This is a genomic window from Citrobacter sp. 50677481 (assembly GCF_001463265.1).
Taxonomy (GTDB): domain Bacteria; phylum Pseudomonadota; class Gammaproteobacteria; order Enterobacterales; family Enterobacteriaceae; genus Citrobacter_A; species Citrobacter_A sedlakii.
On sequence record NZ_LNHZ01000061.1, the window covers coordinates 399,571 to 412,246 of the forward strand.

General features: G+C 49.6%; 16 protein-coding genes, 1 tRNA gene and 2 pseudogenes. 15 read left to right on the forward strand and 4 right to left on the reverse strand.

Annotated features, from left to right (window positions below; all coding sequences use genetic code 11):
- Nucleotides 1-6: 6 nt before the first annotated feature.
- Nucleotides 7-675, forward strand: a complete 669-nt coding sequence (locus tag APU02_RS18435; protein ID WP_042289351.1) for a response regulator transcription factor — start codon at nucleotides 7-9, stop codon at nucleotides 673-675.
- Nucleotides 676-696: 21 nt separating this feature from the next.
- On the opposite strand, the gene tsaD is transcribed toward APU02_RS18435, so the two are convergent.
- A complete protein-coding gene (gene tsaD, locus APU02_RS18440) occupies nucleotides 697-1,710 on the reverse strand; it encodes a tRNA (adenosine(37)-N6)-threonylcarbamoyltransferase complex transferase subunit TsaD (protein WP_042289353.1) in 1,014 nt (337 codons plus the stop codon).
- A gap of 227 nt (nucleotides 1,711-1,937) precedes the next feature.
- On the opposite strand from tsaD, the gene rpsU reads away from it, so the two are divergent.
- From rpsU to rpoD, 3 genes are all read left to right on the forward strand, one after another.
- Nucleotides 1,938-2,153: a 30S ribosomal protein S21 gene (gene rpsU / locus APU02_RS18445; RefSeq protein ID WP_001144069.1), complete on the forward strand. Its 216-nt coding sequence runs from the start codon at nucleotides 1,938-1,940 to the stop codon at nucleotides 2,151-2,153.
- A gap of 235 nt (nucleotides 2,154-2,388) precedes the next feature.
- Nucleotides 2,389-4,134: a DNA primase gene (dnaG, locus tag APU02_RS18450; protein ID WP_060570861.1), complete on the forward strand. Its 1,746-nt coding sequence runs from the start codon at nucleotides 2,389-2,391 to the stop codon at nucleotides 4,132-4,134.
- A gap of 258 nt (nucleotides 4,135-4,392) precedes the next feature.
- Entirely contained in the window at nucleotides 4,393-6,240 is a 1,848-nt protein-coding gene (rpoD, locus tag APU02_RS18455) for an RNA polymerase sigma factor RpoD (RefSeq protein ID WP_042289358.1), read from the forward strand.
- Between the two features lie 87 nt (nucleotides 6,241-6,327).
- Here the strand turns inward: rpoD and mug are convergent, their stop codons facing one another.
- On the reverse strand, nucleotides 6,328-6,834 hold the full coding sequence (mug, locus tag APU02_RS18460; RefSeq protein WP_060570862.1) for a G/U mismatch-specific DNA glycosylase: 507 nt from the start codon (nucleotides 6,832-6,834) through the stop codon (nucleotides 6,328-6,330).
- Nucleotides 6,835-6,959: 125 nt separating this feature from the next.
- Between mug and APU02_RS18465 the strand changes: the two genes are divergently transcribed.
- The 11 genes and pseudogenes from APU02_RS18465 to APU02_RS26315 all read left to right on the forward strand — a co-directional run.
- Nucleotides 6,960-7,035: transfer RNA gene (locus APU02_RS18465), tRNA-Ile, on the forward strand.
- A gap of 134 nt (nucleotides 7,036-7,169) precedes the next feature.
- A complete protein-coding gene (locus APU02_RS25375; RefSeq protein ID WP_072197146.1) occupies nucleotides 7,170-7,349 on the forward strand; it encodes a hypothetical protein in 180 nt (59 codons plus the stop codon).
- Between the two features lie 453 nt (nucleotides 7,350-7,802).
- Complete coding sequence (locus APU02_RS27020; protein ID WP_233467549.1) at nucleotides 7,803-7,961, forward strand: hypothetical protein; 159 nt, start codon at nucleotides 7,803-7,805, stop codon at nucleotides 7,959-7,961.
- A gap of 24 nt (nucleotides 7,962-7,985) precedes the next feature.
- Nucleotides 7,986-8,393 (forward strand): hypothetical protein, encoded by a 408-nt coding sequence (locus tag APU02_RS18470; protein WP_239692882.1) that lies wholly within the window; start codon nucleotides 7,986-7,988, stop codon nucleotides 8,391-8,393.
- Entirely contained in the window at nucleotides 8,390-8,704 is a 315-nt protein-coding gene (locus APU02_RS18475; protein WP_060570863.1) for a hypothetical protein, read from the forward strand. The genes APU02_RS18470 and APU02_RS18475 overlap by 4 nt, the downstream gene beginning before the upstream one ends.
- A gap of 363 nt (nucleotides 8,705-9,067) precedes the next feature.
- Nucleotides 9,068-9,694, forward strand: a complete 627-nt coding sequence (locus tag APU02_RS18480) for an adhesin (RefSeq protein WP_233467550.1) — start codon at nucleotides 9,068-9,070, stop codon at nucleotides 9,692-9,694.
- Nucleotides 9,684-9,944, forward strand: a complete 261-nt coding sequence (locus tag APU02_RS26705) for a hypothetical protein (RefSeq protein ID WP_131729052.1) — start codon at nucleotides 9,684-9,686, stop codon at nucleotides 9,942-9,944. Before APU02_RS18480 ends, APU02_RS26705 begins: the two co-directional genes overlap by 11 nt.
- Complete coding sequence (locus APU02_RS18485) at nucleotides 9,941-10,240, forward strand: hypothetical protein (protein WP_060570864.1); 300 nt, start codon at nucleotides 9,941-9,943, stop codon at nucleotides 10,238-10,240. The genes APU02_RS26705 and APU02_RS18485 overlap by 4 nt, the downstream gene beginning before the upstream one ends.
- A 15-nt stretch (nucleotides 10,241-10,255) precedes the next feature.
- Complete coding sequence (locus APU02_RS26710) at nucleotides 10,256-10,534, forward strand: hypothetical protein (RefSeq protein ID WP_192841985.1); 279 nt, start codon at nucleotides 10,256-10,258, stop codon at nucleotides 10,532-10,534.
- A gap of 193 nt (nucleotides 10,535-10,727) precedes the next feature.
- On the forward strand, nucleotides 10,728-10,979 hold the full coding sequence (locus APU02_RS18495; RefSeq protein WP_060570866.1) for a MafI family immunity protein: 252 nt from the start codon (nucleotides 10,728-10,730) through the stop codon (nucleotides 10,977-10,979).
- Between the two features lie 455 nt (nucleotides 10,980-11,434).
- Nucleotides 11,435-11,572, forward strand: a pseudogene (locus APU02_RS26315) (transposase); the annotation flags it as partial.
- A gap of 147 nt (nucleotides 11,573-11,719) precedes the next feature.
- Here APU02_RS26315 and APU02_RS18505 read toward each other — a convergent pair.
- Together APU02_RS18505 and APU02_RS18510 are read right to left on the reverse strand one after the other, a co-directional pair.
- A pseudogene (locus APU02_RS18505) lies at nucleotides 11,720-11,979 on the reverse strand (integrase core domain-containing protein); the annotation flags it as partial.
- A gap of 2 nt (nucleotides 11,980-11,981) precedes the next feature.
- Nucleotides 11,982-12,668: an NAD(P)-binding domain-containing protein gene (locus tag APU02_RS18510; RefSeq protein WP_239692883.1), complete on the reverse strand. Its 687-nt coding sequence runs from the start codon at nucleotides 12,666-12,668 to the stop codon at nucleotides 11,982-11,984.
- Nucleotides 12,669-12,676: the final 8 nt, after the last annotated feature.

A 12,676-nucleotide genomic window follows, 5' to 3' on the forward strand; every position in this document is an offset into this window, starting at 1 on the left:
AACGTGATGTCAGTAAAAATAGCGATTGCCGATGAGCACCCCCTGATCCGCCGGGGTATACGTGCAATGATTGAAGGGTTAGACAGATCCTGCGCGAGCTCTGGTTCCCATTTCTCGCTGCTGGAAGACGTCGGGTCGACCTCTTCCTTGCTTACGTTGCTGGCAGGAGAAACTCCCGACATCCTGCTGTTGGGATATATGCTTAACACCGCACAACACCTTCATCCGCACTGTGATTTGGACGGACTGGCGCTGATTAAAAAATTGCACCAGAAATACCCTGCGTTAAAAGTGGTGCTGATAGCCCCGTTTAAAAGCCCGCAGCTTATCCGGCTGACGCTTGAAGCCGGGGCAAAAGCCTATGTCAGTCACGCCCTCAGTGAGACAGTCCTGCGCGATACGCTTAATTGCGTCATAAAAGATGAGGTCTACATCGAACCGTCGCTAATGAAAGGCTTCCTTCAAAGCGAGGAGTCGCTCTCCGCCAGAGAAATAGACGTGTTGCGTTTTCTGTGCAAAGGGGGAAATCTGACGGATGTCTCTCGTCAGATGCACCTGAGTATTAAAACCGTAAGCGCGCATAAAATACGGGCAATGGAGAAATTGCGGGTGAAAAATGACAGTCAGCTCTATTGCCTGCTGGCCAGATCCCGGATATTAGATATTATGACCTGACATCCGGGATGACACGCCGCCTCAGGCGGCAGGCAACTCCGCCAGCGGCCAGCGCGGACGCACGCTGACGCCCAGGTCGGCCAGCGCGCCCGCTTTAAAACGCACCATACCGGCATAGGCGATCATCGCGCCATTGTCAGTGCAAAATTCCGGGCGGGCGTAAAAGACTTCGCCACGGCGTTTTTGCATCATCTCTGCCAGCTTCGCGCGCAGGGTGCGGTTAGCGCTGACGCCCCCCGCCATCACCAGACGTTTGAAACCGGTTTGATCCAGCGCGCGTTTGCATTTGATCATCAGCGTATCGACGACCGCGTCTTCAAATGCGCGGGCGATATCGGCGCGGGTCTGATCGTCGTCGCCATTGCTGCGAATGGTGTTAGCAGCAAAGGTTTTCAGGCCGGAAAAGCTGAAGTCCAGCCCAGGGCGATCGGTCATCGGGCGTGGGAAGACAAAGCGCCCGGCGGTACCCTGTGCGGCCATTTTCGACAGCATCGGACCACCAGGATAGTCCAGCCCCAGCAGCTTCGCGGTTTTATCAAACGCTTCGCCAGCGGCATCGTCAATCGACTCGCCCAGCAGGGTATACTGACCGACGCCGGTCACGCTGATAAGCTGCGTATGGCCGCCGGAAACCAGCAGCGCCACAAACGGAAATTCTGGCGGGTTATCTTCCAGCATCGGCGCCAGAAGATGCCCTTCCATATGGTGTACAGGAATGGCCGGCACGTTCCAGGCGAATGCCAACGAACGTCCAACCGTTGCGCCCACCAGCAGCGCGCCAACCAGACCCGGACCGGCGGTATACGCCACCGCGTCAATCTCTTTGGCGTTCAATCCGGCTTCTTTCAGCGCCGCCTGGATCAACGGTACCGTTTTGCGGACGTGATCGCGTGAAGCCAGCTCAGGCACCACGCCGCCGTAGTCAGCGTGTAATTTCACCTGACTATACAATTGGTTGGCTAACAGACCTTTTTCGTCGTCGTAAATGGCGATGCCGGTTTCATCGCAGGATGTTTCAATTCCCAGTACACGCATGACTTGTTTTACCTCACTCTGATACCGCGCAGTTTAGGTCGAATGCGGGTCGATGTATACCCTGCGACCTGACTTCGTGTATACTCTGGCCCCTTACAAAAGTCCCTTTCAAAAAAGGCCGCGGTGCTTTACAAAGCAGCAGCAATTGCAGTAAAATTCCGCACCATTTTGAAATAAGCTGGCGTTGATGCCAGCGGCAAACCGATTTAATCAAAGGTGAGAGGCACATGCCGGTAATTAAAGTACGTGAAAACGAGCCGTTCGACGTAGCTCTGCGTCGCTTCAAGCGTTCCTGCGAAAAAGCAGGTGTTCTGGCGGAAGTTCGTCGTCGTGAGTTTTATGAAAAACCGACTACCGAACGTAAGCGCGCTAAAGCTTCTGCAGTGAAACGTCACGCGAAGAAACTGGCTCGCGAAAACGCACGCCGTACTCGTCTGTACTAATCTGTTGAGGGCCAGGGCTCTCAATTCAGACAGAGTTGTAGTTGTAAGGCCGTGCTTCCGAAAGGAATGCGCGGCTTGTTTTCGTTTATGAATCAGCAATTACACAACATCATTCACCCTGTATCAAGGCGGCAAGTGAGTGAATCCCCGGAGCTTAGAGAAGTCAGTAACTGGGGGTGAACGAGCGCAGCCAACGCAGAGACAGTTTGAAGGATGAAGTTTACTAACGGGGCTTATGGCTGGACGAATCCCACGCGTATTTATTAATGACCTGCTGGCGCGCACCGACATCGTCGATCTGATCGACGCGCGGGTGAAGCTCAAAAAGCAGGGCAAGAATTATCATGCGTGCTGTCCGTTCCATAACGAAAAAACCCCCTCTTTCACCGTAAACGGTGAAAAACAGTTTTATCACTGCTTTGGATGCGGCGCGCACGGCAACGCGATCGATTTCCTGATGAACTACGACAAGCTCGAGTTCGTGGAAACCGTCGAAGAGCTGGCGGCAATGCACAATCTTGAGGTTCCATTTGAAGCAGGCACTGGCCCCAGTCAGATAGAGCGCCATCAACGGCAAAGCCTTTATCAATTGATGGACGGTCTGAACACGTTTTATCAGCAATCTCTGATGCAACCCGCCGCTACCCCTGCGCGCCAGTATCTGGAAAAGCGAGGACTCAGTAGCGAAGTGATCGCGCGTTTTGCTATTGGTTTTGCGCCCCCCGGCTGGGACAACGTCCTGAAACGGTTTGGCGGCAATAGCGAAAATCGCCAGTCGCTGGTCGATGCGGGCATGTTGGTCACCAACGATCAGGGACGCAGCTATGACCGCTTCCGCGAACGGGTGATGTTCCCCATTCGCGACAAGCGTGGCCGGGTGATTGGCTTTGGTGGTCGGGTGCTGGGCGATGCCCTGCCGAAGTACCTCAACTCCCCGGAAACCGATATTTTTCATAAAGGCCGTCAGTTGTATGGTCTGTATGAAGCGCAGCAGGATAACGCCGATCCACAGCGACTGCTGGTTGTGGAAGGTTATATGGATGTGGTGGCGCTGGCGCAATACGGCATTAACTACGCCGTGGCGTCGTTGGGCACCTCGACCACCGCCGATCACATTCAGCTCCTGTTTCGCGCGACCAACACGGTGATTTGCTGTTATGACGGCGACCGGGCAGGACGAGACGCCGCCTGGCGCGCGCTGGAAACCGCGCTGCCGTATATGACCGATGGTCGTCAGCTACGCTTTATGTTCCTGCCTGACGGCGAAGACCCGGATACGCTGGTGCGTAAAGAGGGTAAAGAAGCGTTTGAAACCCGGATGGAGCAGGCGTTACCGCTCTCCGCGTTTTTGTTTAACAGCCTGCTGCCGCAGGTCGATTTGAGCACCCCGGACGGACGCGCGCAGCTCAGTACGCTGGCATTACCGTTAATCACTCAGGTGCCGGGCGAAACGCTGCGCATTTACCTGCGCCAGGAGTTGGGCAACAAGCTGGGCATCCTTGACGACAGCCAGCTTGAACGATTAATGCCAAAATTGTCTGAAAATGGCCCTTCCCGGCTCGCTCCACAGCTAAAACGCACGACCATGCGTATACTGATAGGACTGCTGGTGCAAAATCCGGAACTGGCGCCACTGGTCCCACCGTTGAACGGTCTGGATCATAATAAGCTGCCCGGACTTGGCTTATTTGCAGAACTGGTCAACACTTGTTTGTCCCAGCCAGGTCTGACCACCGGGCAACTTTTAGAACACTATCGTGGCACAAATGATGCGGCCACCCTTGAAAAACTGTCGATGTGGGACGATATAGCAGATAAGGACATTGCTGAAAAAACCTTCACCGACTCACTCAACCATATGTTTGATTCGATGCTTGAGCTGCGCCAGGAAGAGTTGATTGCTCGTGAGCGCACACATGGTTTAAGCAGCGAAGAACGCCGGGAGCTCTGGACTCTGAACCAGGAGCTGGCGAAGAGATAACTGAAAGACAACATCATTCGCGTTGTATCAAGGGCAGCATGAAATACATCCCGGGAGTGTAAAGCTCGGGAACTCAGCGCCCCCAGGGACAACGTAAATGAGGAAGTATTTAACGGCTTAAGTGCCGAATAGCGATCGGGGAGACCCCGACAGCCGCACTGAGAGGCAGCGGCAAAAAAACAAATACGCCCTCGCTTTAAATGTTGGCGGCAACGCTGGCTGACACCAATCAAACGAATTAAGTGTGGATACCGTCTTATGGAGCAAAACCCGCAGTCACAGCTGAAGCTTCTTGTTACCCGTGGTAAGGAGCAAGGCTATCTGACCTATGCCGAGGTCAATGACCATCTGCCGGAAGATATCGTCGATTCAGATCAGATCGAAGATATCATCCAAATGATCAACGACATGGGTATTCAGGTGATGGAAGAAGCACCGGATGCCGATGATCTGCTGCTTGCTGAAAACACGACCAGTACCGATGAAGACGCAGAAGAAGCGGCTGCGCAGGTTCTCTCCAGCGTAGAGTCGGAAATCGGTCGCACCACCGATCCGGTGCGCATGTACATGCGCGAAATGGGCACCGTTGAACTGTTGACCCGCGAAGGCGAAATCGACATCGCAAAACGCATTGAAGACGGGATCAACCAGGTTCAGTGTTCTGTTGCGGAATACCCGGAAGCCATTACCTATCTTCTGGAACAATACGATCGCGTTGAAGCAGAAGAAGCGCGTCTGTCCGATCTGATCACCGGTTTCGTTGATCCAAACGCGGAAGAAGATCTGGCGCCTACCGCCACCCACGTCGGCTCAGAACTGTCTCAGGAAGACATGGACGACGATGAGGATGAAGATGAGGAAGACGGCGACGACGACAGCGCGGATGACGACAACAGCATCGACCCGGAACTGGCGCGCGAGAAATTCGCTGAACTGCGTACGCAGTATGAAGTGACGCGTGACACCATCAAAGCGAAAGGCCGTAGTCATGCGGATGCGCAGACTGAGATCCTCAAGCTTTCTGAAGTGTTCAAGCAGTTCCGTCTGGTACCGAAGCAGTTCGACTACCTCGTGAACAGCATGCGCGTGATGATGGACCGTGTGCGTACTCAGGAACGCCTGATCATGAAGCTCTGCGTTGAGCAGTGTAAAATGCCGAAGAAGAACTTCATCACCCTGTTCACCGGCAACGAGACCAGCGAAACCTGGTTCAACGCGGCTATCGCGATGAACAAACCGTGGTCTGAAAAGCTGCACGACGTGGCCGATGACGTTCACCGCGGCCTGCAAAAACTGCAGCAGATTGAAGAAGAGACCGGCCTGACCATCGAGCAGGTGAAAGACATCAACCGTCGTATGTCCATCGGCGAAGCAAAAGCCCGCCGTGCGAAGAAAGAGATGGTTGAAGCGAACTTACGTCTGGTTATCTCTATCGCCAAGAAATACACCAACCGTGGCCTGCAGTTCCTGGATCTGATTCAGGAAGGCAACATCGGTCTGATGAAAGCGGTAGACAAGTTTGAATACCGTCGTGGTTACAAGTTCTCCACTTATGCGACCTGGTGGATCCGTCAGGCGATCACCCGCTCTATCGCAGACCAGGCGCGCACCATCCGTATCCCGGTGCATATGATTGAGACCATCAACAAGCTCAACCGTATCTCCCGCCAGATGCTGCAAGAGATGGGGCGTGAACCGACGCCGGAAGAACTGGCCGAACGTATGCTGATGCCGGAAGACAAGATCCGTAAAGTGCTGAAGATCGCCAAAGAGCCGATCTCCATGGAAACCCCGATCGGTGACGATGAAGATTCGCATCTGGGTGATTTCATCGAGGATACCACCCTCGAGCTGCCGCTGGACTCTGCCACTACCGAGAGCCTGCGTGCCGCCACGCACGACGTTCTGGCTGGCCTGACCGCCCGTGAAGCCAAAGTGCTGCGTATGCGTTTTGGTATCGATATGAATACCGACCACACGCTGGAAGAAGTGGGTAAACAGTTTGACGTTACCCGCGAACGTATCCGTCAGATCGAAGCGAAGGCGCTGCGTAAACTACGCCACCCGAGCCGCTCTGAAGTGTTGCGTAGCTTCCTCGACGATTAATTCGTCGTCTGTATAACTGACGCCACCTTCGGGTGGCGTTTTTTTTACTGCTCGGTAGATCCTGCATCGGGGCAATACTATCCCGCGCTACAATCCGCGGGTGATCAGCGCCTCGTCCAGCTCCCTGAATGCCTCGACCAGTTTATCCAGCGTAATGCGGCTCAGCCCGCTGGTATTGGGTAACACCCACACCTCGGTGGCGCCAATGGTGATGTCCTGTTTTCCCCATTGGACGCCCCGCTGGCTGAATCCCTGTTCAAACGCCTGCTTACCTAAAATGGCCAGCGCCTGCGGCTGATAATCTTCGATCTTCGCGATCAGATTACGCCCACCGTCATGCAGTTCTTTGCGCGTCACTTCATTTGCCTGAACCGTAGGCCTGTCGACCAGTTTAGTGACGCCGCAGCGAAAGTCTAACAGCCGTTCAGCCTCTTCCGGCTTAAGCTGGCGGTCGGTAAATCCGGCCTGATGAATCACTTTCCAGAAACGATTTGCCGGATGCGCAAACGGAAACCCCGTTCCCGCCGACGAAAGCCCGGGATTGATGCCACAGAACACCACCCGCAGCCCCGGGGCCAAAATATCCTTAACCATATTTTCTCCAGAACAATACAACACGAGAAAAGTATAACGGATTGAAAATACGTTGTTTAATAAAACAGCACCTGTGCGGTTATGGCTGGATTGCAGGAGGGAGTTACTTTATAATTCACCGCCACGGCCCCTTAGCTCAGTGGTTAGAGCAGGCGACTCATAATCGCTTGGTCGCTGGTTCAAGTCCAGCAGGGGCCACCAAATTTTAGCTATAAAATCATTAAGTTAAGCCACTCGAAAGAGTGGCTTTTTTATTTAACAGATATGAGTGTCGCAAAAGTGTCGCAGGAATATTGTGATTTATGCGATGGCTGTACTCCTAAAACCCCCATCCAGTGAGCATAGGCGGTTATGCAGGCTGGAAGATCCAAGTTGTTGATGATACTGCTGGTGAAACAGGAGGGTATTACCTGATTTTACAGCATGGAGATACTGAAGGTTTTGATTATTGGTTTGAAAAAAAAGAGTATCTTGACAATCAACTAACTGATTTTGATATTAAGTGGAATCGTTAGATGAAAAAAACATCTGTTAACATACTGTTTTATAAAATAAAAAATGATAACCCTACAGTTAATTTCTTAACCGTCTGTGTCTCCTGACTGTCAGACTGTACCATCGCAGGCTTCTGAAGGGCTTAGGACATAACGCTGATTATGCGTGGTTCGTCCCTCTGAACTGCGCATAATTCCCACGTGTTATGTTGAACGGCCGCAGGCTATTTATCCAGTGGACTCTTCACCGGGGCGGTAGCGTGTTCAGGTGAAAAAAGCGCGTCGGGACAAAAAGTTGGCGGGCAGGAAATACAATAGGAAAAATCGGCTGTAACTCACGGAAAGAACAGGGAAAAACCGGGTTCATCGCAGCAACCAGCGTCGGAAAGAGTTGTTGTTGAGAATAACTCGCTGAGTGGCTGGGAGAATCTGCCAAAAGGGTTGACGGATACAGGAAAGGCAGCCACATCCTGGGTGAAATACGCGCAGGACCACAATCTTTCGCCGGAACAGGTTCAGGCCGGGCTGACGGATATTGTGCGGGGTGACTTACCGGAAAGTGCGGACATTATCAAAGCGATCCTGGAAAATAATCCAGGGAGCGATACGGTAATGGCCCTGCTATCAGCATAAGATGCGAAAGACTATGCTCTGGCATTGCTGACGTCGATCCCGGCAGAAAAGGCTTTATCACTGGTTGGTAAAGGCCTGAAGGTCATTGATAACAAAATCCTGATCAGTGCTGCGGAGAAGATCTCAACAGCGAAGCCCGGTTTGCAGTCAGCAGCACCGAGAGATCTGAATGAGCAACTGTTCTGGAAGCAAGTCGAGTCAAATCCTTCACAAGGTGGTAAGTTACCGGGTATGAATAATGACCCTAGATTCCCTACTTCTGCTGGATTCCAGAAAATGGAAGCGACACATTATCTTCCTGATGGATCGTCAATATCAGTATATTACCAGTACAATGTTAATACTGGTAAAGCATATGATATGAAAATTGTTACACCACAAAGGAATCCGTTACAACCAGGTCCTTCACTGACCGATGGAGGTAAAAAATGAAAATAAGAGACCCTCGAGACCCATTGGGCAGGATCGTTGATGTTTTTAGCGTTTATTGGTTTGGTGATGAAACTTATTTTTTAGGTTTACTGAAAGAATATGGTAGGTTGATGGCATATAGAGCGACTCAAGTATCAATGATCTCTCCTGAAATAGATTTTCAAGCCATATATTTCAAAAACGGTATTTATCACTGGGCTCTAATTAAAGAAAAATTGCTTGATGATATCATCGAACGTGATGAAGTTGCCTACAAGCGATTTCTGGAGATACTGAAATCCGAAGGGCATGTTGATGAGGAATTTTATTAATTGATTTTATTAGATTATAAATAATAAAAACGGAGACTCCGACAGTTAATCTCTTAGCCGTCTGAGTCTCTTGGCTGTCAACCTGCACCATCGCAGGCTTCTGAAGGGCGCAAGACATAACGCTGATTATGCATGGTTCATCCTCCTGAACTGTGCATAATCCCCTGCATTATGTTGAATAGCTGCAGGCAATTTACCCGGAGAGTGGGTTCTTCACCGTGGCGGTAGTGTATTCGAGGCGAAAAAGGCACGTCGGGGTAAAAAGTTGTCGCACCGGAAGTGCGGCAGGCAAAAAAACAGTAACCATCAGAAAGTAAAGGGGAAAATTGGCTTCGCCTCAGCAATCCACGTCAGGGAGAGTTGATGTTGAGAATAACTCGCTCGGAGATGGCTGGAACAGTTTGCTGTCAACCGGAGAGAGACTACGTTGATGCTGCTGCGTCCTGGAAGCAGTTTGCGACAACTCAGGGATTGTCACCGGAAGAAACACAGGCCGGACTGGATAAGATCGCAAAAGGCGAATTACCGGAAGGTGCTAATATCGCAAAAGTGATCGTGGAAGGTTATCAGGACGGTGTAATGATAGCGGGGGCATGGTACCTGGGGCCTGCCGCTTCGGTCGGTAAAATGGTCAGTGGTGGAGTTATCGCGGAGATAGCCAATGGAAGTTACCAGTGGTTTGATTTAAGCCAGCCAGGCAATGAAAACAAAAGCTGGGACTGGAAAAGCAGTGCCAGTTCAGGCATTGCGGGTATGCTTGCACCAGGAAGAACTGTCGGACAGAACGTCGGAATTGCGATGGGTGGTGCATTCTTTAATGATGGTCCAGATACTGGTTCTATTGGTGGGGCGGCTATTGGTGCATGGTTCGGTGGTAAATTTGGTGAGTTTGCTCCTTTCCCTGGGGAGGTAAATGACCTGATTGGTGGTATCGGTGGGGAAGTTATAAGTAATAAAATTAAAGATAAGGTTAGTGAAAATGAAAAATAAAACCACGTTATCTGTTTTTCTTCTGAGTACTATTTACTACGGACTTTGTTTTTATGCTTTTATTTTCCTAGTAAATAATGTAATTATTGAATTATTGATATCGGGATATGTTGACTTTTCCAAAAAATCATTAACTTATTTATCTGTTGTGAGTTTGATTATTGGGTTGGCTTCAGGTGCAAAAATATGGATCTTCGCGAAACTTGACGAGCGAAAATCGCGTAAGGTGCCTCCGTCAGATCCTGAGTGAAATTTGCAACAATCCTAACTCATATAGTTGAAATTGTTGTTGAGAATAACTCGCGGAGTCTGCCTAAAGGGCTGAATGATATTGATTTATCTCAACAGTCGCTTGCGGCCAGTATGATCCAGAATGGCGTTTCACCGGATGAACTTACGGCGGCGCTGGTTAAAAATTCGCAGAGCCAGATACCTGAAGGGCAGGATGCCGTTAAAGGATTGCTGACAGCATGGGCAGAGTTTTTTTGGGGCCCGGTTAGTGCGTTGACGGCTGACGGAGAAATGACGCCGCAACGGGCAGCATAAATCCTGGCGAGTGGTGTGCCGACGAGTGAAGCCAAGCTGGTGCGATACGTAGCTGCTAAAGCCTTTTTGTCTATTGCGAAAAGTTCAGATCTTGGACTATCACCTTCAAACCAGAAATATGTTTATATCCTTTCACCAGAAGCGAAACAGCATATTTTATATGGGGATAGCCCAACGCAAGGTAGACATCTCTATCCTGGAAATCCAGAAAAAATTGTCTTTTCTCAAAGTTGGTCAGCAGATAAGGTTGTTCATACTGTGGGAGACATTGCTACCTCCCCCGATACTCAATAGTTTGCTCAGACCGGAACTGATGGAGCGTATACAAACGCAGAAAGGCCAGCAAGGTAGGTTGCCTGGGAAGAACGAGTGATGTCAGAGTTTGTGTGGTATACGAGCCCGCCAGGGGGAAAATTGTAACAGTGTTCCCGGATAGTAATCCGACTCCTCCAACTTTCAGACCTATTAAAAAAATAGCGTGGGTGAAATGGGTATTAATGACGAAATTAGAGAATTTGGTGAAGGATTAAAAGATCGTCTGGAACCTTCGTTAGTTGACTTTGCCCTTGGTTATCTTGGGTTTTCAGAGAATATATTAGCATTCGAAACGCTATGTGATCATATTGCTGATTATGATGTTGTGATCAGTAAGGATGAGTACACACAAGTGATTAAAATAGTTAATTATCTTGGTCTGGAAATTGATAGTAGGTATACATATATAAATCCAGAAAAATAACCGCTAAAACGTACAAATGCTCCCAACACCAACGTCAGGAGCATTTTTAAAATCCTAACAATGCGCCAGGTGCTCTTGGCCAGCGGTAGCATATGAAGATGAAAAAGGCGCGTCGGGGCAAAAAGTTGTCGCACCGGAAGTGCGGAAGGTAAAAACGACGGTAATCAACGGAAAGTAACGGGAAAAATCGGCCTCGCCTCTGTAATCCGCGTCAGAGAGAGTTGTTGTTGAGAATAGCTCGTTCAGTGACTTAACCGAAGCCGAATCGCAGAGTAAGACTCCTCAGCAGGTCGCGAAAGTAACGCGTCGAAGCAGAAAATGAGCGCTATAAGAAGGAAAACTGTGCCGGGATGAGCGCGGAAGTGTGCTCGGTAAAGATGTACACTCAGCGTCAGGAAGAACTGAAAGATATCCTGTCAACGGGCGCAGACTTTATCCCGGTGGTCGGGACCATCAAAAGCTGGCGTGTGCACAGGGAAAGCCTCAACACGTTCTTCGGCTATCCACCGGATATCCGCAAAGCTATCGACACCACGAATGCTATCGAATCGTTGTGCAGTGTGATCCGTGCCGCGATTAAGAAACGCAAAATATAGAAACTAGCTGGAAGATTTGCACTAAGGAGGAGGTTTCATTAGATCTCAATGATAAACTTCATCATCTTGTTGATTTAATTGGGGACAAAGTAAAACCACTTTGTGACATTAAATATTCACTGGGTGTTAACTTTGTTTTCTCTTTTATAGTGAAAATAGAAAATGGTGGACAGTTTTCTGTCTATAAAACGCCTGATGAACATCATCGGGCGTTTTGTATTTCAGGGCCAAGTGTGGCCGCTCTGGTCATAAATTGCCACGGATTCTTTTACCATTTTCCGGACTTGGACCAGATCTACAGGGCGCGAGAGTAAAAACTCATTTTTCAGGATCCCGTTTAGTCGCTCAGCCAGTGCATTCTAACCATCGGTCATTGAACAGGATATTCCGTTTCTCTCATGGACTGTTACACACCCCGATTAAATATCCAGTAGCCATCAGCAACCCAGGTATCACGATTGGTGGCAAACAGACGCTCTTTCAATACATCCTGCTTTAGTGCAACGCAATATACAGGCCGGTAACGCTCAAAGCGCCAGCTGCCACTTAACTCACCTGCATCCACAACGTCGAAACCGATACTTTCAATGAAATTCGCTACCGTGGACTTCGCTTCGATATTATCACTGGCGATCGGAATTGCCCGGCGATCAATCATTCCTTTTGGCCGCGCATCACGATGTAAATCCTCAACCGTAATAGAGTTAAAAGCCTTAACAATAATGGCACCTGGTACGTTTTTTGCAAATAGCTCGCTTGTTGTTATCTCACCATTTTTTAACGACTGGATAACGCCATCACGATGAGGGAAGTAATTTAGCGGATCAACAACGATTTTATTTATAAGTAATTCTTTTGGTAATTTTGGTATAGCATAGAGGGGAACTGCGGCTATCAATATATCACCAAAATTGATTGCCTGTTCAGGTGTACCCGCCTTGCATTCTAATGTTCTTATTAATAACTCGAGAGATTCGGAACCACGAGTATTACTCACCATAACCTCAAATCCATTTCTTACCGCTTGTAACGTAATAGCCTGTGCCATTGCTCCTGCACCAATAATTCCCACTTTCAAACTCATAATATCCATCTCCATAT

Coding starts and splice junctions, on each gene's coding strand:
- APU02_RS18435 (WP_042289351.1), top strand. CDS start 7: ATGTCAGTAAAAATAGCGATTGCCGATGAGCACCCCCTGATCCGCCGG.
- tsaD (WP_042289353.1), bottom strand. CDS start 1,710: ATGCGTGTACTGGGAATTGAAACATCCTGCGATGAAACCGGCATCGCC.
- rpsU (WP_001144069.1), top strand. CDS start 1,938: ATGCCGGTAATTAAAGTACGTGAAAACGAGCCGTTCGACGTAGCTCTG.
- dnaG (WP_060570861.1), top strand. CDS start 2,389: ATGGCTGGACGAATCCCACGCGTATTTATTAATGACCTGCTGGCGCGC.
- rpoD (WP_042289358.1), top strand. CDS start 4,393: ATGGAGCAAAACCCGCAGTCACAGCTGAAGCTTCTTGTTACCCGTGGT.
- mug (WP_060570862.1), bottom strand. CDS start 6,834: ATGGTTAAGGATATTTTGGCCCCGGGGCTGCGGGTGGTGTTCTGTGGC.
- APU02_RS18475 (WP_060570863.1), top strand. CDS start 8,390: ATGAAAATAAGAGACCCTCGAGACCCATTGGGCAGGATCGTTGATGTT.
- APU02_RS18480 (WP_233467550.1), top strand. CDS start 9,068: ATGTTGAGAATAACTCGCTCGGAGATGGCTGGAACAGTTTGCTGTCAA.
- APU02_RS26705 (WP_131729052.1), top strand. CDS start 9,684: ATGAAAAATAAAACCACGTTATCTGTTTTTCTTCTGAGTACTATTTAC.
- APU02_RS18495 (WP_060570866.1), top strand. CDS start 10,728: ATGGGTATTAATGACGAAATTAGAGAATTTGGTGAAGGATTAAAAGAT.
- APU02_RS18510 (WP_239692883.1), bottom strand. CDS start 12,668: ATGGATATTATGAGTTTGAAAGTGGGAATTATTGGTGCAGGAGCAATG.